General features: G+C 48.5%; 11 protein-coding genes. 7 read left to right on the plus strand and 4 right to left on the minus strand.

The window, feature by feature from the left end:
* Window positions 1-37: 37 nt before the first annotated feature.
* From ACFORK_RS01255 to ACFORK_RS01270, 4 genes are all read left to right on the plus strand, one after another.
* Complete coding sequence (locus tag ACFORK_RS01255) at window positions 38-1,594, plus strand: extracellular solute-binding protein (RefSeq protein WP_379194805.1); 1,557 nt, start codon at window positions 38-40, stop codon at window positions 1,592-1,594.
* 113 nt (window positions 1,595-1,707) lie between these two features.
* Window positions 1,708-7,770 carry an S-layer homology domain-containing protein gene (locus tag ACFORK_RS01260; RefSeq protein ID WP_379194807.1) on the plus strand — a complete coding sequence of 2,021 codons (6,063 nt, stop codon included), beginning with the start codon at window positions 1,708-1,710 and terminating at the stop codon, window positions 7,768-7,770.
* A 308-nt stretch (window positions 7,771-8,078) separates the two neighbouring features.
* The gene (locus ACFORK_RS01265) at window positions 8,079-8,462 is read left to right on the plus strand and encodes a nuclear transport factor 2 family protein (protein WP_379194809.1); all 384 of its coding nucleotides are present in this window, start codon (window positions 8,079-8,081) and stop codon (window positions 8,460-8,462) included.
* 342 nt (window positions 8,463-8,804) lie between these two features.
* Window positions 8,805-9,398, plus strand: a complete 594-nt coding sequence (locus ACFORK_RS01270) for a DUF2441 domain-containing protein (protein WP_379194811.1) — start codon at window positions 8,805-8,807, stop codon at window positions 9,396-9,398.
* A 124-nt stretch (window positions 9,399-9,522) separates the two neighbouring features.
* On the opposite strand, the gene ACFORK_RS01275 is transcribed toward ACFORK_RS01270, so the two are convergent.
* From ACFORK_RS01275 to ACFORK_RS01290, 4 genes are all read right to left on the minus strand, one after another.
* Window positions 9,523-12,168, minus strand: coding sequence for a glycoside hydrolase family 3 protein (locus ACFORK_RS01275; RefSeq protein WP_379194813.1), 2,646 nt, complete (start codon window positions 12,166-12,168; stop codon window positions 9,523-9,525).
* A 109-nt stretch (window positions 12,169-12,277) separates the two neighbouring features.
* Window positions 12,278-13,159 (minus strand): helix-turn-helix domain-containing protein, encoded by an 882-nt coding sequence (locus ACFORK_RS01280; RefSeq protein ID WP_379194815.1) that lies wholly within the window; start codon window positions 13,157-13,159, stop codon window positions 12,278-12,280.
* 14 nt (window positions 13,160-13,173) lie between these two features.
* Entirely contained in the window at window positions 13,174-13,590 is a 417-nt protein-coding gene (locus ACFORK_RS01285) for an HIT family protein (RefSeq protein ID WP_379194817.1), read from the minus strand.
* 700 nt (window positions 13,591-14,290) lie between these two features.
* The gene (locus tag ACFORK_RS01290) at window positions 14,291-15,766 is read right to left on the minus strand and encodes a protein adenylyltransferase SelO (protein WP_379194819.1); all 1,476 of its coding nucleotides are present in this window, start codon (window positions 15,764-15,766) and stop codon (window positions 14,291-14,293) included.
* 215 nt (window positions 15,767-15,981) lie between these two features.
* On the opposite strand from ACFORK_RS01290, the gene ACFORK_RS01295 reads away from it, so the two are divergent.
* The 3 genes from ACFORK_RS01295 to ACFORK_RS01305 all read left to right on the plus strand — a co-directional run bounded on the left by ACFORK_RS01295 (window position 15,982) and on the right by ACFORK_RS01305 (window position 20,088).
* Window positions 15,982-17,205 (plus strand): enolase C-terminal domain-like protein, encoded by a 1,224-nt coding sequence (locus ACFORK_RS01295; RefSeq protein WP_379194821.1) that lies wholly within the window; start codon window positions 15,982-15,984, stop codon window positions 17,203-17,205.
* Between the two features lie 94 nt (window positions 17,206-17,299).
* On the plus strand, window positions 17,300-18,142 hold the full coding sequence (locus tag ACFORK_RS01300; protein WP_379194823.1) for an NAD-dependent epimerase/dehydratase family protein: 843 nt from the start codon (window positions 17,300-17,302) through the stop codon (window positions 18,140-18,142).
* Between the two features lie 257 nt (window positions 18,143-18,399).
* Window positions 18,400-20,088 (plus strand): carbohydrate-binding protein, encoded by a 1,689-nt coding sequence (locus ACFORK_RS01305; RefSeq protein WP_379194825.1) that lies wholly within the window; start codon window positions 18,400-18,402, stop codon window positions 20,086-20,088.
* The last annotated feature ends 41 nt before the right edge of the window (window positions 20,089-20,129 follow it).

A 20,129-nucleotide genomic window follows, 5' to 3' on the forward strand; every position in this document is an offset into this window, starting at 1 on the left:
ATAGTATAAATTACATTTCAACAAAGGGGAGATTTGGATGCGCAAAAGCATCGGTAGATTTCAGCTAATCCTGACCACACTCCTGCTGTTCAGTCTAGTCTTGTCCGCATGTGGCGGTAGTAACAACAACACGTCGAATGCAGGCAATAAGACGAGTACTGGCGGAGGAAATGACACAGCAGCAACGAAGACTGAGAATGAAGTTACCCTCAAATTCTATTTCGGCGGTGACAAGAAGGCTGCCACGGATGAGGTTTGGTCCAAAATTAGTGATTATGTTAAAGCCAAAGGCCTTAATGTTAAATTTGATGTCAACTTTATTCCGTTTGGTGATTTCAAGGAAAAAATGCTCGTTATGGCCGCGTCCGGGGATAGCTGGGACATGAACTTTGACGGCGACTGGCTCTCTTATAAGCAAATGGCGGCTAAAGGTTCCTATATGGCCCTGAATGATCTGCTGCCGAAGTATGCGCCTAATCTGGAGAAGAAATATGAAGAACAGGGCACGTTGAGCGCAGCAACAGTGAACGGTAAAATTGTTGGTCTGCCATGGACGATGAAAATGAATGAACGTAAATTTGCTGGCTGGCGCTCGGATCTTGCCGAGAAGGCAGGTATTAATATTGCACCAGATTCCATCAAAACCATTGAAGATGTAGACAATCTGCTTCGTGAACTGAAAAAAGCTTATCCTAACGAAAAGTTGTCCCGTACTACACCGCTGTCCCTCTATTATATCCGTGATGAATGGGTGGATCTGAACTTCCACGGTCTCGGTTTCTATCTGAATGATCCGAAGATTACTGTGCAGCCTGTTGAACAACAACCGTTCTTCCTGGAAGCTTCGCAGCTCTCTAAGAAATGGTACGATGACAAGCTGATCAACAGAGACGCGATGATTGATAAAGAAGGCGCAGAAGACCAGTGGAGAAACGGCAAGCTGCTCTTTACCGTGACTTCTCATGAATGGGCTTACGCTGATCCAGGCTTCTCCGATTCTTCCTTTAAACAAGGAATGTCGCTACTTTATCCTGATAAGAAATACGTCAACCGTACTGCTCTTGCCAACGTAGTTGCCATCAATACGAATTCCAAGAATCCGGACCGGGTACTACGGTTCCTCGATATGGTAGAAACCGATCAAACCTTGTATGACTTGCTGCAATATGGTATCGAAGGCAAAACCTACGTCCTGAATGGAGATGCTGCTGATTATCCGGCAGGTATGCAATCCTCTACTAGTAACTACATGGAGTGGGGCGGACAATGGGCATTCTGGAAGCCACAATTTATGCGTCCAACCACAACATATGCCAAAGATTTCTGGGTGAAGGAAGCCGATTTCGCCAACCAACCGAACAACGTGAACTCGCCAATCGACGGATTGTTCATTGCTGAAGACAGCATGAAGAATGAACTGGCCAAGCGTGACCAGGCTACCGATGAGATTAGCAGACCGATCGAATACGGTATGGTGAAGGATGTTGAAAAATCTGTAGCCGATTACATTGAGACTCAGAAGAAGAATGGACTCGATAAAATTATCTCTGAAACACAGAAACAAATTGATGCTTATCTTGCTGCCAAAAAATAAAGCTTGCGGCAAACAGGAAGCCGCCTTGTAAGGTGTGCTTCCTGTTTTTTTATTCATAGCACCATTGCCTATCCGCAGGAATGTATGACCAATAAACTATTGGAGGTGCGTTAGTGAGTACAAATCAATCATGGGCCAAGCTCCGGGGAGGGGTATCACGGGTACTTGCGGCTCTGCTGCTGGTGTCCAGCATCCAGCTTCCTCTTGGCACAGTAAAGGCTGAGGCCAGCGCTGTGCAAGTTATCTTGGGAGAAACACCGGTTGTGGATGGACTGTCTGCTAGGGCAGGTGATACTGCCGCCGGCCTGAAGACCGGAACGGTCACCGGAGTCACCTATTGGGAGACTGGTAAGGACCTCGGAACAAGCTATATCTATCTGGACGTGGACAAAGACTATTTGTATGACAGCAATGATTACGATGTGGATGTCACTGTAGATTACTATGACGAGGGCAGTGGAAAGTTTGTTCTGCAATATGATGCCCAGACAGCCCCTTTTAAGGATGGGGAGCCATTCCAATATGGTGATTCTAAGACATGGCAAAGCCATACCTTCACGCTGAAGGATGCTAAATTTGCAGACCGTACCAACGGAGCGGATATGCGGCTTAGTGTGGAAGGCGGGGGCATTGATGCTGCGGTCAACAAGGATCTTAAGGTTGCTGCAGTTAAAGTTGTCAAGAAATTGAAAGCGGATTCAAAACAAAAGGTCGACATCAAGTTAGGGCCGCAAGTCGACGCTAACGGCATTACAGCAAGACCTGGGGATGGACCAGCTACCGGCCTCGTGACTGGAACACGGGACGGCAAAACTTACTGGCAGACGAATCAGAATGTAAGCTCGTCGGATCCGGGACAGAATGTCCTCTACTTTTATTTTAATGTAGCCGACGATTATTTGTATCAGAATACCGATCAGGATGTATTTGTAACGGTGGAATACTATGATCGCGGCAATGGGAGCATGGTTCTGCAGTATGATGCAGAGTCAGCGCATTTTAAAGATGCGCCATTGTTCACCTATAAAAATACGAATACTTGGAAGACACATACCTACAAATTAAGCGATGCTTATTTTGGTAACGGCACTAACGGTGGCGACTTCCGGCTTGGTGTCAGTGGTGCAGGTGCACCGGCTGGTAATCCGGAACTGATCTTGGCTTCGGTCGCGATTACGAAATCGCCACGCACTGCTGTGGACGCGCAAACCAAAGTATATACAACGAATTATGCAACACAGGATGTAGTTATAGCCGATGGCAGTGTTAAGGATTTTGGTGCTGTCGGGGATGGCGTCAAGGATGATACGCAGGCGTTCCAGGATGCCTTGACCGCAGCGGGCAACCGTGGGGGCGGGGTAGTCTTTGCACCGGAAGGCCATTACAAGATCACCAGTAATCTCATCATTCCAACCGGAGTTACACTCCGTGGTGACTGGGTAAACCCGGACACAGTCAATAAAGAAGTAAAGGGAACAGTTCTTGAAGCTTACGCTGGTAGAGGAGACGCTGAAGCGCCAAGTTTCCTGCAACTCGCACCTTCCAGTGGTGTCACGAATCTATCAGTTTGGTATCCGGAGCAATCGGCCGAGCAGCCGGTCCTTTATCCATGGACCTTTGAGCAGCTCTCAGGTGATAGCGCTACCATTCAGAATGTGACAATGGTCAACTCCTATAATGGTATCAAAATCGGTCCGATCTGGAATGAGCTTCATTATGTCAAAAATGTATTCGGTACCGTACTGAACACCGGGATTTTCCTGGATTTCACCACAGATATCGGACGCCTTGAGCATGTTCGACTAGCTCCTGATTATTGGTCTGGCTCTGGTCTGGCTGGGTCTCCACAGAAGGAGCAATTAACGAATTATCTTACAGGCCATGCCGAAGGGATTGTCATGGGCCGTTCTGACTGGGAATATATGTCGGACATCTACCTGTCGGGTTTCAAGACCGGGATGCGCGTGACTACCAGAACGGATAGCCTGGAAACGGCAAATGCCCAGCTTTACAAAATCAATATTGATCATTCCCAGGTAGCGCTCAAGATTGAAGGCGTCAATGATTATGGTCTGCTGGTGACTGATAGCAGCTTTAAAGCTGATGTTGGAGCCAATCCAATCGCCATTCAAGCAACGCCTGGGTTCCGCTCCATCGTTCAGTTCAACCAGGTGACGGTCGGCGGTCAGCCGCATCAGGCAGTCGTCAATGAAGGAACGGGTATACTTTCTTTTGAAAATAGTACTTTCGAGAACTGGGATGACCAGGCTGGCGGCTATGCTATTGTGGCCAAGGGCGGCTCGCTTATTCTTGGTCAGTCCACCTTCGACAAGCCGTCAAATCACATCTTGCTTCAAGATACTGTGGCTGAAGTGAATGCTGTCAATTCCGGCTATGAGGGTCAGCTTCAGGTGAAGAATGAGAGCGAAGGCGCACAACTGAACATTTACCAAGATGACAAGTACAGCTTGGAGGCACTGCCAGAAGTAGCAGCCCTTGATCTGGCACAGCAGCCGAAGCCTGCAACAAACGGCTTATACAATGTAACTGCACAGCCTTACGGAGCTGATAAAAGCGGTCAGATCGACGCTGCCGCCACTGTGCAGCAGGCCCTTAATGATGCGAAGCTTGCCGGGGGCGGTACAGTGTATCTGCCAGCAGGGATCTACCGGCTGAACTCGCCTATTATTGTGCCAAGCGGTGTTGAATTAAGAGGATCATGGGATGTGCCCCATCATACCATTGGTGGCGGAACCGTGTTCTTCACCAATTTTGGGGAAAATGATCCTGATGGCACACCACTGATCACTCTGGAGGCCTCCGCAGGTGTCAGAGGCTTGTCTGTCTACTATGATAAGCAGAATTGGAACACAGTGAAGCCTTATTCCTGGACGATTCAGGGACAAGGTCATGGCGTGTACGCCATCAATACGACTTTGATTAACTCTTATCAAGGCATTGATTTTGGTAGCTATGATACTAGTGGACATTATATTGATTATGTCGCCGGTTCTCCGCTTAAAGAAGGGATCTTCCTCGGCGGCGGGGCAGAAGGCGGAATGGTCCGCAATGTCCAGTTTAACCCACACTATTATGGAAGAAACAACTATCCGAACCATCCTGAAAGCGGCGAGGACTTCAATAAAGTCTGGAACTATCAGAAGGATCATCTGGATGCCTTCCGCGTAGGACATGTGAAGCAGGAGACGATTTTCAATACCTTTGTTTACGGTTCGATGTATGGCATTCATTTCGAGGAACAGAATGGTTCTGGTCCAGAAGCGGTTGTCATCGGTCACGGAACGGACGGTAGTAAAAAAGGCGCCGTCATTGACAGTGCGGGTCCAGCAGGGCTTTCTCTGATCAATACCGAGCTTGTATCGATGAGCAGCTCGGATAAAGTCTATGTCGTAGTCGGCGAAGGCTTTGACTCCAAAGTCACGCTCTTCAACACTTCTATGTGGGGAGATACGACGCGTTCCTTCGATATTTACGCTGGGACCGTGCGTATTCAGCAAGCTAACTTCACAACCGTTGGAGAACGAGGAATCAATGCTCTGGGTGGGGATACCGCATTATACAATTCCTACTTCCAACAGCCGCGCACTACGCATGTCTATGCCGGCCCGGATATCAGCAAGCTGGTGATTACGAACAATCTCTTCAAGGGCGGCATGCAACTAGTCAATGACGCTGTGAATAAAGTATCTGGCACCAATCTGGTTCCAGTTGCACTAGGCATTAAACGCAGTCCGTTCAATGCTAACGAACCGGATAAATCGAACAGTGTGCTCACCGTAACCAATGTAACAGGGGAACAGCCGTTGAGCGGTCGTCTGGAGTTACTGCAGCCTTCCGGGTATGCCGGGAAATTTAAGCCTATCCGATTTGAAGGTATTGCTCTGGGACAGTCCCGGGAGATTGCCTTGCCGTTCCTATCCAGTGACACGCTGAAATACCGCGTCACGCTGGATGATGGCTACACTTATACGACTTCTGTCAGATTGGCACAAACCTTTGCCGAGCGCCAGGGAGTGGAATCGGCGGTTAATCCGACGATTGAACTGTCAAGCATTGATCAATATTCCAGTGTAGGCGGTCAATGGAAAGGTCCAGACGATCTCAGCGCCCATGCGTCCGTAACCTGGGATGACGGGAATCTGTACACTTCGATTGTTGTGAAGGACGATGTGCATGTACAGACCTGGAGTGGCGGGGATATCTGGCAGGGCGATAGTGTCCAGCTTGGTATTGATCTGTCCAAGAAAGATGGATCGGCCAGTAAAAATGTAAATGAGCTGGGCTTTGCCCTGAATAATCAAGGCAGCATCACGAAGTGGAGATGGAGAGCACCGGATGGGGTACAGACCGGGGCGTTGAAAAATGTCCAGGCAGATATTACCCGTGACGAGTCCACTCATCTGACCACGTATAACCTGAAGATTCCGTTTAGTGAGTTACACAAACCAGGGTATACATTCTCACCTTCCGATGTAATCGGATTTACGCTGCTTATCAATGAGAATGACGGAGCTGGCCGTGCCGGATTCATGGAATACAATCAGGGCATTGGAACCAGCAAGGATGCAACATTGTACGGGGACCTGATTCTGCTGGACAGCGATTATGCTGGTCTGCTGGAACATTCGGCAACAGCACAGGTTGCACAAGCAGAGACGCTTAAGGATATCACCCATCAGGATATAGCAGCTAATTTTGTCAGTTTGCTGCCTGAAGGTCCGGTGAAGACTGCTTTGATTGCCCGGTTGGCAGCTATCGGGGGTTCGGTCGATCCCGGTCCAGGCACTGACCCGGGCACTAACCCAGGCACTGATCCAGGCACTAACCCGGGTACTGACCCAGGTACTAACCCAAATCCAGGTACCGATCCTGGAAATCCAAAGCCGGAACCCGGCACGGAAACGCCGTCTACCGGCAATCCAAGTTCCGGATCTTCATCCTCTGTCCCTGCAGCTTCGGGAAGCAAGACATCCATCACTCTGCGGGGAGATGGAACTGTCGAAGTGAAGACCGCACCTGTAGCGGACAGTGCATCGCAATCGGCCAAGGCCGTTGTGACCTCATCTGAGCTTACAAGTGCTTTTGCTCAAGCTAAGCCTGATAAGAACGGGGTAAAACATGTGTCCATTCAGGTAGCAGCAACCAACGGAGCTAAAGGCTATGGAATTGAACTTCCAACGGCCTTCGTAGCCGCAGGCTCCCCAGACCAAGTACTGGAGATTGTGCTGCCAACAGGCACACTTAGTCTGCCGGGTAACCTGTTAGCTTCCCTGAGTAAAGAGCTGGATGCAACAGTAACCTTCTATTTGCGGGAGGTTGACCGTACAAAATGGAGCAAAGATCTGCAGTCTAAGCTGGGCAGCCGTCCGGCAGTAGAACTATCCCTCCTGTCGGGGAATAAAACCCTGGCATGGAGCGACAAGAATTCGCAGCTTATTCTGTCGTTGCCTTACGTGCTTTCTGGTACCGAGCAAGCCCAAGCATCCGGCCTGGGAATTTGGCAAATTCTGCAGGATAAGCAGGGTGCTGTCGTAGCTGGAGCGAAATACGCAGACGGTAAGGTTCTATTCAAGGTAACAGAAACAGGCCAATATGCTGTTGTTTTAACTGCGTCAATCTTTGGCGATTTGAGCAGCGTTCCTTGGGCGCAAGAGGCTATTGAACAACTCGCTGCCAAAGGAATCATCCAAGGCGTGTCTGCTTCAGCCTTCAATCCTGGGGCACAGATCAAACGGGCGGACTTCGTGAAGCTGCTCGTGGATACTCTTGGCTTGACCGCAACCACCACTGATAGCTTCGGTGATGTTGATCAAGACGCTTACTACGCCGAAGCAGTGAGTATAGCCAAGGCGCTTGGTATTGCAACGGGCTCCGGTAATGGTGCATTCCTGCCGAATGCGACCATCAGCCGTGAAGAAGCAGCGGTCCTCATTGACCGCGCACTGAAGCTCCAAAAGATTGAGCTGGCGCAAGCCGGCAATAGCACACTGGGTGACTTCAAGGATTCCAGCCTTATCGCGGGCTATGCCCTAGATAGCATTACATCATTGGTGGAGTCCGGTCTGCTGCAGGGAAGCGGCAACAGCCTGAACCCTAAAGGCAAGCTGACACGTGCAGAGACTGCCGTGCTGTTGTACCGGATTTATAGTCTGTAAAGCCCGACTTTCAAATGCTTGAATAGAAAGATTGTGTAAGTAAAAGGTTAAAGGTTTATAAAAAAGGCGTCCTGAGCAGTCCGTTTATCGGCTGTCCGGGGCGCCTTTTGTTTGAAGGGGGTTTTGAAAGTGAAGAGAGTCTGTCTCCGCTCCCAGAGAACCCAATAAAGGATTAGACTGGACGATCGCCATTACTCAAACGGGCAGCTTAGTTTAATACAAATTTCAGTCTCCTTGTTTTAAATGAAGGAAACCCTATCAGTTCTAAAGAAAATGTATAGAGTACAATCTTAGGGAGGAGAATGACTATGATTAGTGAAGAAACCCAAGCAATCATCGAAAAGTACGTTGAGGCTTACAATTCATTTGATGTCGAGAGCATGGTTAAACTTTTACATAAGGATATTTTGTTTAGAAATATTTCTAATGGCGAAATTGACACAGAGACCAGAGGAATAGAAGAGTTTAAAGAGCTAGCAGAAAAGTCGTCAAAGATTTTCTCTAGCCGCCGTCAGACAATTACCAATTACAGTGCTATAGATGACAGAGTAGAAATACAGATTGACTTTGAAGCAATACTGGCTATTGATTTGCCTAACGGATTAAAGATTGGAGATAAGCTTCAACTAAAAGGGAAGTCAGTATTTGGAATTGAAGAAGGGGAAATATCATTGATTGAAGATTATAGTTAATGATTAGATATCGTATGATTAAACTAACGAGAAACGCTAGTTCACTACAACAGGCAGATTAAAACCTCTCCTTAGAAGCAAACTAGATTTAATAGCTTCTAAAGGGAGGTTTTGTTATGAACTTAAGTGAGTTGTGGAGTTTGTATGAGGCTGACAAACGCATTCAAGGGTTCAGTCCGAAAACATTAAAAGCATACGCCCGTTCGACCAGACTGCCATAATCCTCTATGCAAATAAAAAAAGGATCTACCAGAAAGAACTGGTTGATCTCATAATACGAACGGGCAGGATAATGCTGGAATATACCGAATCCCTATGTAAACGATTAATAGGGGGCAGGTTATGCAAGAAAGAGAATTGTATGCTTATCACCTTGTAACTAGGAAGAAGATGGACTTAGGTCAAATAATTAGCTTTGACAAAGACCAAAAAAATACTTTGTATCATTTCTTTTTTGAGAAAGAACAGCTAAATTCCAAGGGTGAAGACTTTATTCAAATCTTGGAGGGTCATTTTACTAATGATGGATTGAAGTTGGATAAAGAGAATGCAGATGTAGCTATTAAGTATGTAGGGCAAACCATCAGAGCTATTAGAGAAGTAATCGTTGAGATGGTAAGACTGCAAGAATATCCAGAATTTCCTTCACGATTGTCTTGCTTATATGCTGCGAAAAGCTACCAAGACGCTTTGAAATGGAAAGAAATATTTGATTCTTACCATCGAAGGGTTTTGCAGATAGTGAAACTTCGGGTTACCGGGACTATCTTTGAAGGTGACGGCAGTCTTTTACCAAAGGAAGAAGGTACTCCTTTCTCACTCAAAATCGAACAAGCCAGAGAATATTGGAAAGGCAATAAAAACAACGAACTTCCTGAGTTGCTGATTAACGGAAGAATCGAAGTGGCAGAAATTATTGATGAATTTTCCGCTTAATCTTAACAAAAGCGCTTCAACATCCATTATGCTAACGGGAAACGATAGTTCAATATAACAGCGGCAGCCCAGGATTTTATCGTCCATGGCTGCCGCTGCTTCTATGACTGGGGGCAGTCACACGCTAGACAACGATAATTTCACCTGAAACTGCGATGTCGGCAGAGCTGCGACCGATCATCACCCGGAAGGTACCGGGCTCAACGATCCATTCAAGATTCCGGTTCAGCAAGCTTAAGTCTTTTGGGGCCAGTGTGAAGGATAGTGTGCGCTGCTCCCCTGGCTGCAAGTGAATTCGCTGGAATCGCTTCAGTTCCTTCTCGGGCCGGGCGACAGAGCTGTGTACATCACAAATGTAGAGCTGGACGACTTCATCTCCAGCGAGAGTCCCAGTGTTGGTCACATTCAGAGTCACGCGAAGATCCTCATCGGGATGGATGGAAGCTGATCTGAAGTGCAGGCTGTCATACTTAAAGGTAGTGTAGCTTAGCCCGTGGCCGAAAGGATATAGCGGCTGGTTGTCGCCGCCGACATAATGCTTTTGTCCACCCCGTCTGCGGTTGTAGTATACCGGAATTTGACCGAGAAATTTCGGGAACGAGATTGGCAGGCGTCCCGCAGGATTGTAATCGCCGAACAAGACTTCGGCAATAGCATGACCGCCGTTCTCACCGGGGTACCAGGCCTCTAAGATAGCTGGAATATGTTCCGATTCCCAGCTAAGGGTTATCGGGCGGCCGTTCTGAAGCACGAGGATGACCGGTGTGCCGGTCTCATACACAGCCTTCAGAAGCTGAAGCTGTGTGCCCGGCAGATCCAGGCTGAGACGGTCGATGCCTTCCCCGCAGGTGCGCTCGGAATCACCGAGCGCGACGATGGCGATATCTGCTTGTGCAGCTGTAGCAGCAGCCTCCTGAATGAACTCTGCTGCATCATTCCAGCCCAGCAGCACCTCGACGCCATTCGTATCTTTACAATATTCAACGCGTAGCGCATATTCCTGTCCAGCCTTCAGTGACACCGGCACGTTTTGGCGAGCGCTCTGTCCCTGACCCCAACCATCAACGAGCAGTTCACCATCCAGCCACAGCCGCATGCTGTCCTGACTGGAAAGACCAATATAACCTGTAAGATCATGCTGAGGGATAAGGCTGCCGCTCCAGCGTACCGAGAAATCATGATTGCGGACGATTTCATCCGGCTTGGAAATAGCCCAATTGAAATGAATCGTCTTATCCGTCCGGGTCAGGACAGGGGATCCTTCCAGATCCGGATTATTGAAATATTCGCCCAGCAATCCATGGGTGCCGGAGCTGTGGGTGAAGTTTAAAGGAGGAATAGGCTCCAATTCGTCGTCCAGAATGCTGCTGCCTTTAGCGTACAGCACTCGAGTCTTTGGACCCACAGCCGCTTTGATGCCATCCAGCACGGTTACCGGCTCAAACCCTTCGATATAAGGGGTGTAGTCGCCCAATCTGGCTGTATCCGCGCTTGGGCCAATAACCGCTATGGTGCCCAGATTTTTATCCAGCGGGAGCAGATTTTGATCATTTTTCAATAGACAAATGCCTTCACGAGCTGTTTGTAGCGATGTTTGAGCATGCGCTGTCTGGCGGATCACAGTCTTGCTCAGATCCTCATCCGTATAAGGATTCTCGAACAGTCCGAGCATGAACTTTACTTTTAGCACTCGCCCGGCCGCTGTATCCAAGGTGTCCAAAGAAACATCACCGCTGGTGACTAGCTCCATTATCGCTTCCTGGTAGACGTCATGCGGATAATCGTAATACTGCATGTCGGTTCCGGCTTCCAGCGCCTGGCGAATCGCTTCCTTCTCGGTGTCGGCTGTGTAATGGGCATGCTGGAGGCGGGCAATCGCTCCCAGGTCTGATCTCACGAAGCCAGGCATATTCCATGCTCCGCGCAGGATTTCTGTAAGCAGACTATAATCTGCCGAGCAGGGGACGCCATCAATGGAATTGTAGGAACACATAGCATTGATCGCACCGCCCTCCACAAAAGCAGCCTCAAAGACAGGCATATGATAGGTATGCATATCATTAGCTCCGATGGAGGCCGGGGAGTGGTTCAGCCCAGATTCAGGAATGCCATGTACGGCAAAATGCTTCGGTTCAGCAACAATGTTCCGCCCGGAAGCCAGGTCATCCCCCTGCAGTCCCTTGATCATGGCGACTGCCATCCGGGAGGCTAGATAAGTGTCTTCGCCATAGGTTTCCTCAACGCGCCCCCAGCGGGGTTCGCGGGCGAGATCCAGCACCGGGCCGAAGGTCTCGTGAATACCGAGGCTGCGCGTTTCGGCGGCAATCTCGCTCCCCAGCTGTTTTACAAGCTCGGGATTCCACGTGGAAGCCATGGTGATGGCATGCGGATACACGGTACATCCTGGGCGCAGCAGCCCATGCAGTGCTTCCTCGCTGAACAGGATCGGGATACCGAGCCGGGTCTGCTCCACGGCATATTTTTGGATCGCATTATTGACCTTGGTAGTGCCGTAAAGGTCATGCAGACAGCCGATGCCTTCTTCACCAATCAACTCTTTGATCTTCTCCCAGAGTATTTCGGAATCATCGGCCATGACGGTATGCATCTGTGGATGTGTTGCGGTCATAAAGGAAGCCCCGAAGTATTGGTCCAACTGGCGGACCTTTTCCTTCAGCGTCATACGCTGTAGTAGATCTTCCACCCGCTTCTCTACCGGAAGCTCCGGGTTTCGGTAAGGTGCATTTGAATGTTCTGTGGATATGCTCATTGTAAAATACCTCCTTGTACAATCTGAAGTGCATTGCGACTGAGTCTTGTTTCTTTGAATTATAAAAAAAAGTCCCTGACTTTACCTGTCAGGGATTGATGATGACTTGTCATATTTTGCTGCGATATAAGGTGGGTGTGCATCCATTCACTTTTTTAAAGACACGGTTAAAGGTCTCGATGCTGTTGAATCCTGCTCTGTAAGCCGCCTCGGTAATACTCATGTCACTTCCCAGCAGCAGCTGTCCGGCATAGTTCGCTCGAAAGATGTTTATATAATCAACAAAGGTGACGCCGGTAGCTTCTTTAAATAACCGGGTGAAATGATAGATACTGTAGCCGGAAATATCCGCTGCTTGCTTGAGCGTCATTTCACTTCCGGGATGATTCTCGATATGGTTCAGTACGCCTTCCAGCCGGTCGAGCTGCTCCAGTCGGATTTTGCGCTTGGCTAGTGCCTCTTTGCTGTAGACCTCACGGGGAACCAGGCGGAGAAGCAGTGCCATTAGATCATGCATTCGGGCAGTGATGATCAGTTCGAAACCGTCACTTTTTCCTTCCCATTCACGGTGAATGTCGAGGATCAATCTTTCGAGCTCTCCGTGCAGCGTTACCTGCCAGGAATTGTTCTGATCATCGGTGATAGCAGGGCGGAGATGGGGCAGGAGTATTTTTTGGTTAAAAATAAGGTCGCCCCAAACTCCAAACGGCAGCTTATCCAGTTGAAGAATGATCTTCGCGCAACCGTTCGGATTGGCGAAATTTTGATGCACCTCGCAGGAATTAATAAGTAGAATGTCTCTTGTCCGCAGTGTGTAGATCTCTCCGCCGATGCCGATCTGCATGCCTTCCCCAAGGATGTATACAATCTCAAGCTCTTTGTGCCAATGAGCCGGATAGCCTTCCTCCAGCGAGCTGATAATGATATTGAGGGGCTGGCTTGTTTTGTGGCGGATCTTCTCATGCCATGCCCTTATGGATGGTTGAGCCAAGTGAACGGCCTCCTTCACTCCTCATTTAATGCCCGTTGAATCTTTTCTTTCGTTTGGCTTAATCGTTTATCAGCATCGTGTGGATACAGGGGTTCGCTCCAGGAAAAACCATCACCTTCGTATCTGGGGATCAGGTGCATATGGTAATGAGTAAGGTCGTTAAATTTTCCGCCATTTTGACAAATGCTGATGCCATCAGGTTGATACAATTCCTTTAAGACTGCTGAAAGTTTTTTCGAAGCATCCATGATGGCATAGGCGGCCTCTGATTCCAGTTCTTCGACATCCAAAAAATGCTTTTTGGGAAGGATCAGGGTATGACCTTCATTAAATGGGGCAATATCGAGCACACAAGTGATAAGTTCGTTCTCATAGATAATGTTTAAGTTTGGTTCAATATTATTAGCAATTCTACATCCCAAGCATTCCATCTAAAGCATCACTCCATCCTAAAATTAGAGAGCAAGTTTTGTAGTATATAAGACGAACATAAGATCCGAACTTCTTAAGATCCAAACTTAAGATCCAAATATAGGGCTTGATCGTCATTGTGGTGATGTTTGGTTAATATTGTTTCCTGAAAGGAAATTAAGGGCATTTTTGTACCTTAAATACTCTAAATTTAAGGGCTGGTGGGAATTAAGGGCAATATTGTACCTTAAATCTTCCCAAATAGCCTCTTGAGCGTGTTTTTACCAGAAATAAGGCACAATAATGCTCTTATTTTCCTTTTTATCCTCTTTTCAGGATATATAAGGTGCAAAAATGCCCTTAGTTGGTGAAGGGAACCCTTTTTCTAAGAAGATTGGTAGAGGGGAGGATGGGATTGGCGTACTAAAGCCCTCCCAGCATCAGAACAGTACCTGCCCGAGAAAGCACTTGCTCCAGAACAGCGCCTACCCCAGAACAGCGCCTACCCCAGAACAGCATCTGCCCCAGGACAACGCTCGTCTTACGCTTGAATTTTATTTTCACTTCATAATAGTTAGTATATCTCTACAGCTAAACGTATGCATTGGAATTTGAGTGTTTTCAAACAAGCGCCCAGCTTCAATAGACAAAAAAGGCCGTTTCCTTAAGAAAGGAAAGGCGGCCTTCTGGATTTGTTCTATATTTTCCCAAACAGTAAAATCACGTCCCGCAGTATGTTCGGTAAGGCAGATCTGATGGAGCAGCGGGCGTGCAATACTTGGCTTGCTCAGGCGTATGAGCATAAGGGTCAGATAGTGTCTCAAGAAGCTGAGTCATGACGGAATAGTCACCATGCGTCACAGCAGCTTCCAAGGCTTCTTCGACTCTGTGATTGCGGGGAATGACTGCCGGATTACTCTTTCGCATCAGCTCCTGGGAAGCGGCGTCTGATTCCGATTGTCTGCTTTTTCTTGCTTTCCACCGCTCTACCCATTCCGCAAACTCCGTTGTGCCAGATAAGGCGGTATCTTCTAACTTGTCGTTAGTCAATGCCAAGAAGGTGTTGGTGTAGTCCGCACCCTGCTTCTGCATCATCCCGAGCAAATCTTCGAACAGCGCTTCATCCTGAGACTCTTCATTAAAAATGCCAAGTTTAGCTCTCATACCTGAAAGCCAATGCTTATCAAATAGTACAGCAAATCGGGAGATCGCTTCTTCCCCGAGCTTAACCGCTTGTTCCGCATCATCATGCAGAAGTGGCAGCAGCGTTTCAGCAAATCTGGCCAGATCCCATGCGCCAATATTGGGTTGGTTACCAAAAGCATAGCGGCCACCGGTGTCAATAGAGCTGAATACGGTGCCTAGATCATAGGCATCCAAGAAGGCGCAAGGGCCATAGTCAATCGTTTCACCGCTAAGAGCGATGTTGTCTGTGTTCATAACTCCGTGGATAAAGCCAACAAGCTGCCATTGCGCAATTAATGAAGCTTGTCGTTGAATTACCGCCTGAAGCAGAGCAAGATAGCGGTTCTCTTCCTTTTCGGCTTCAGGGTAATGTCTGTGCAATGTATAGTCAGCCAATGTACGGAGATCTTCGAGCGAGCCCCATTTTGCAACATATTGAAAGGTACCTACGCGCAGATAACTGGCGGCAATCCGGGTTAAAACAGCACCTGGCAGCTCGGATTCACGGGTGATCGACTGACCGGTCGCTACAACCGCCAGACTTCGTGTCGTTGGAATACCAAGTCCATACATGGCTTCGCTGATGATATATTCACGCAGCATTGGTCCGAGCGCGGCTCGCCCGTCTCCTGCGCGGGAGTAGGGGGTTTTGCCTGAGCCTTTAAGCTGAATATCAAACCGTTCGCCGGAAGGGGTAATTTGTTCCCCAAGAAGGAGTGCCCGTCCATCGCCCAGCATGTTGAAATGCCCAAATTGATGTCCGGCATACGCTTGTGCCAGTGGTGAGGAGCCTTCAGGTACCTCATTACCGGCGAGCTCCGCCAGTCCGTCACTGCTCTCCAAATATTCGGAATTCAAGCCTAAGGACGAGGCCAGCGCATGGTTCACAATGGCTAATTTCGGCGCTCGTACAGGGGCTGGATGCTGTCTGGTAAAAAGCATTTCCGGAAGAGCGGCATAGCTGTTATCGAAATTCCATCCTGTTACTTGTACTGCTTTTTTCTCTGCCATTATAGCGCCTTCTCCCCTGAGTATTGGTTTAGGTAATTACTTAAAGATTGATCTATTTAGTTTGAATTTTAACATATAACAAATTCCCAGGTAAAGTCAGGAGGGTGGTTGCAGTAGAAGGATAGAAATGGGGTGGAAAGTTTAATAATGCCTTCTTTGGATGTGGAGAAGATTGCATTAAAATAGACTCGACACAAAAGAGGGATGGTGATCTGATGGCAAAAATAACGCGTATCGAATGCATCCGCACCAGGCACGACGGAAGCTGGACTATTGTGAAGGTATCCACGGATCAGGAAGGTCTCTATGGACTTGGTTCTGCCTCGGATCTCTATAATCCTGAGGCAGTCGTTCAGACCATTGAGCAGCTGCTGGGTCCGCTGCTTATTGGGCGTGAGGCTTCCAACATAGAGGATTTGTGGCATCTGATGCATATGAGTGGGTACTGGAGAAACGGGGCAATCCTCAATACCGCTATTGGCGGAATTGATATGGCCTTGTGGGATATCAAGGGCAAGGAAGCAAATCTGCCGGTCTATCAGCTGCTCGGCGGGGCTTGCCGGTCGGCGGTTCCCTGTTACGGACATGCCGGAGGCGCGGATATCAACGGTCTTAAGGAGGATGTCCACCGTTTTATAGAAGAAGGTTATACGGTGATTCGGGTACAAATGGGAGGCTACGGTGGCGGGGGATTTGTCAGCGGTAAGGAAGCGAAGCTGCCACGCGAGCCTTGGAGCAGCGGTCCTGTATTCGATGAACATACGTATCTGAATACCATCCCGGACATGTTCGAGAAGCTGCGCGTAGAATTCGGTACAGGGATTCAATTCACGCATGATGTGCATGAGCACTTGTCCCCGATTCATGCCATTCAGTTGTCGAAGCGACTGGAGCCATACGGATTGTTCTTCCTTGAAGATGTCCTTGCACCGGAGCAGATCGGCTGGTATCGCGAACTCCGTCAACAGAGCGCCACGCCACAGGCGGTCGGCGAGTTGTTCGTGAACCCGCAGGAATGGACCGGACTGATTCAGGAAAAGTTAATTGATTTTATCCGGGTGCGAGTATCCAAGGCTGGTGGAATCAGTGCCTGCCGCAAGATTGCTACACTTGGCGAGGCCTACGGTGTCCGCACGGCCTGGCAGGAAGGCGGGGAGAATGATCCTGTTAATCAGGCGGCTGCAGTTCATCTGGATATGGCACTTTGGAACTTTGGTATTCAAGAGGTTAACCATTTCAAGGATCATGAACTGGAGGCTTTCCCGGGACACATCATCAGAGAAGGCGGATATCTGTACCCATCTGACAAACCGGGACTGGGCATTGATCTGGATGAAGTGAAAGCGAAGGGGCTGCTGGGCGATTCATGGAACGTGAGCCGATATCACCGTCCGTATCCATTGGACCGCAAGGCTGACGGAACATTGGTGCGCCCATAGCCAAGTTCAGCAAATTATACAGCACAGCACAGTACAGCACAGTACAGTGCATGACCTCACATATTCAAAAACGGTAAAAGGAGGGTTAGAAGAAATGAAAACCATTGCGGTTACAGGCGGAGGCGGCAAACTTGGATCACAGGTCATCAGTATGCTGCAGCAGCAAGACTACGAAGTAGTATCGCTAGACAATCACTTGTCAGACCGGATTCGCTGCAGGCAAATTAAGGTGGATCTCAATGATTTTGGACAGGTAGTAGGAGCACTTGCCGGAGTGGATGCTATCATCCATTTGGCCGCAATTCCTGCACCGATTCATTTTCCCCATGCTAATATTTTCGCCAATAATACGGTTGCCGGATATCATGTGCTGGAAGCTGCCTCCTTATTGGGGATTCAGAAAGTGGTCATGGGCTCCAGTGAATCGTCGTATGGATTTGCTTGGGCGTCCCAGCCGTTTTCTCCAGATTATTTTCCGGTGGATGAGGAACACCCTCAGCAGCCGCAGGAGTGTTATGGCCTCTCTAAGGTTGTCAACGAGCTGACCGCTGAGATGTTTCACCGGAGAACCGGTATGCAGATCATTTCGCTGCGGTACTCGATGATTGTCGCTCCGGGTGAGTACCGGCATTTGGCTACGTCCAAGCCTGAGACCTTCAAGCAGATTTTGTGGAGCTATATCGATATCAGGGATGCGGTGGATGCTAGTCTGGCAGCCCTTCATACAGATTATCCAGGAGCCATACACTTGAACATTACTGGCAACGATACGTTAAGTGACTGGAAGACGCAAAAGCTGCTGGAGACCTTTTATCCTGAGGTGAATGATCTGCGGGTCCCTTTTCAGAATAGAGAAGCTGTTGTTAGTAACAGTCTGGCACAGAAGGTGCTTGATTGGCGTCCCAAGCATTCCTGGAGAGATGAGAAGCCAGAGTAGCACTCGTCCAGTTTCTTTTGGAATTCCCTGTTTTGTTTATGATCGTCACATAGAGTCTAATAGTGAGAAAGGGTATGCTGTAACTGATAAATCCCCTATTTTTGTAAGGAAATTTGGATGTGCTGAAAAGGAGGTGCAGTGAAGGGAAATAATGCCCGAAAGGATAATCTCGAATGTAAGTCCGTTTTGGTTAAAAGCTTGTCTCAGGCCTTATTTGGACAGTAATTAGCAGGAAACCCAAAGAACAGGAGGATCTTATGCTAAATTTTGTGCAAAAAAACAAGAGGTTATTGGCTTTTGCAAGCGCGGCTTTATTGATTCTTACGGTGTGTATTTCCTTTGCTCCTTCCGTCGCCTCGGCTGCTTCGGCGTTTAATCAAACGGCTGCATCCGGTTACAACAGCCAATCCGGAATCCAACTTGAGAACTCCACTGAAGGCGGGCAGAATGTTGCCTTTATCGACAATGGGGATTATATCGTCTTCAACAATGTTGATTTTGGAAGCGGTGCCAATTCAATAGATGTTAGAGTCGCCAGCAACAACAGTGGTGGAAATATTGAGGTCCGTCTGGACAGCCTTAACGGAACACTCGTGGGAACTGTTGCTGTACCCGGTACCGGTGGCTGGCAGTCTTGGGTAACCAAGTCTGGTGCGATCAGCGGTGCCAGCGGCGTGCATACGCTCTATCTTAAATTCACCGGAGGCAGCGGGAACTTATTCAATCTGCTCTGGTTCAAGTTCAATGCAGCTTCCACCGGTGGTGGTGGAGATGTGGTAGGCAAGCTGTATGCGGGATATCAAGGCTGGTTCAATGCCACTGGTGACGGCTCGCCAAATGGCAGCTGGGTACACTGGTCTAAGAACAGCAGTGCCCCGTCGGCCAGCGGAAATGTGAATTTCGAGCTGTACCCGGATCTCCGGGAATATTCCAAGCTGTATCAGACCGGTCTGGCTAATCTCGGCAACGGTACGCCGGCCAAGCTGTTCTCCTCCTATGATCAGGAGACGGTCAACAAGCATTTTGAATGGATGCAGAGCTACAATATCGATGGCGCGGCATTGCAGCGGTTCGGTGCAGATGAGAGCGATACGCCTAACAACTGGAAGACCAACCGTGACAGTGTAGCTGTAAAGGTGAAGAACGCAGCAGAGTTCTACAATCGCAAATTCTACGTCATGTATGACATTACCGGCATGAATGCTAGCAATTGGGTGAATGCGGTTAAGCATGACTGGACGACTAATATCGTCAACAACATGCATCTGCCTTCTTCCTCCGCCTATGCCAAGCAGAATGGTAAAACAGTTGTTTGTATCTGGGGTATCGGCTTCACCGACCGCCCGGGTACTGCGACAGAGGCGGCTAATCTGATCAGCTGGTTCAAGAACCAGGGAATTTACGTCATCGGCGGCGTTCCTACTTATTGGAGAACCGGAAACAATGACTCCAGATCCGACTTCTTGAACGTGTACAAATCGCTGGATATGATCTCGCCGTGGTCTGTGGGACGCTTCGGTATGGATGGAGTAGATAATTTCAAGAATAATCAGCTTCAGCCGGACCTGACCTTTACCCAGCAGAATGGCATCGACTATCAGCCGGTGATGTCGCCAGGATTCGCTTGGTCTAATATGACCGGACAGCAGAAGAATCAAATTCCACGTGCACATGGAGATTACATGTGGAAGCAAGCTTACAACATTAAGAGCTTGGGCATTAGCACTGGCTATGTTGCCATGTTCGACGAATATGATGAGGGCACTGCCATTGCAAAAGCCGCAGAGAATAGCTCGATGATTCCGACCAATCAATACTTCCTGACGCTGGATGCCGATGGTGTGGCGGTATCCTCGGATTTCTATCTCAGGCTGAGCGGGGACATTAATCGTTTGCTCAAAGGACAGATTCCATTAACGGCTAATCATCCTACGAGCCATCAGTAAGTGAATAACAAGGCTTTCATGGATGGTAGATTTACATGACG

Origin of the sequence: Paenibacillus sp. GCM10012306 (assembly GCF_042649265.1) — a bacterium.
Classification (GTDB): domain Bacteria; phylum Bacillota; class Bacilli; order Paenibacillales; family Paenibacillaceae; genus Paenibacillus_AQ.

What these genes read in the sequence shown, in the direction of transcription:
- ACFORK_RS01265 (WP_379194809.1), top strand. Translation starts at nt 8,079, where the DNA reads ATGATTAGTGAAGAAACCCAAGCAATCATCGAAAAGTACGTTGAGGCT.
- ACFORK_RS01285 (WP_379194817.1), bottom strand. Translation starts at nt 13,590, where the DNA reads ATGGAATGCTTGGGATGTAGAATTGCTAATAATATTGAACCAAACTTA.
- ACFORK_RS01255 (WP_379194805.1), top strand. Translation starts at nt 38, where the DNA reads ATGCGCAAAAGCATCGGTAGATTTCAGCTAATCCTGACCACACTCCTG.
- ACFORK_RS01295 (WP_379194821.1), top strand. Translation starts at nt 15,982, where the DNA reads ATGGCAAAAATAACGCGTATCGAATGCATCCGCACCAGGCACGACGGA.
- ACFORK_RS01305 (WP_379194825.1), top strand. Translation starts at nt 18,400, where the DNA reads ATGCTAAATTTTGTGCAAAAAAACAAGAGGTTATTGGCTTTTGCAAGC.
- ACFORK_RS01300 (WP_379194823.1), top strand. Translation starts at nt 17,300, where the DNA reads ATGAAAACCATTGCGGTTACAGGCGGAGGCGGCAAACTTGGATCACAG.
- ACFORK_RS01270 (WP_379194811.1), top strand. Translation starts at nt 8,805, where the DNA reads ATGCAAGAAAGAGAATTGTATGCTTATCACCTTGTAACTAGGAAGAAG.
- ACFORK_RS01290 (WP_379194819.1), bottom strand. Translation starts at nt 15,766, where the DNA reads ATGGCAGAGAAAAAAGCAGTACAAGTAACAGGATGGAATTTCGATAAC.
- ACFORK_RS01275 (WP_379194813.1), bottom strand. Translation starts at nt 12,168, where the DNA reads ATGAGCATATCCACAGAACATTCAAATGCACCTTACCGAAACCCGGAG.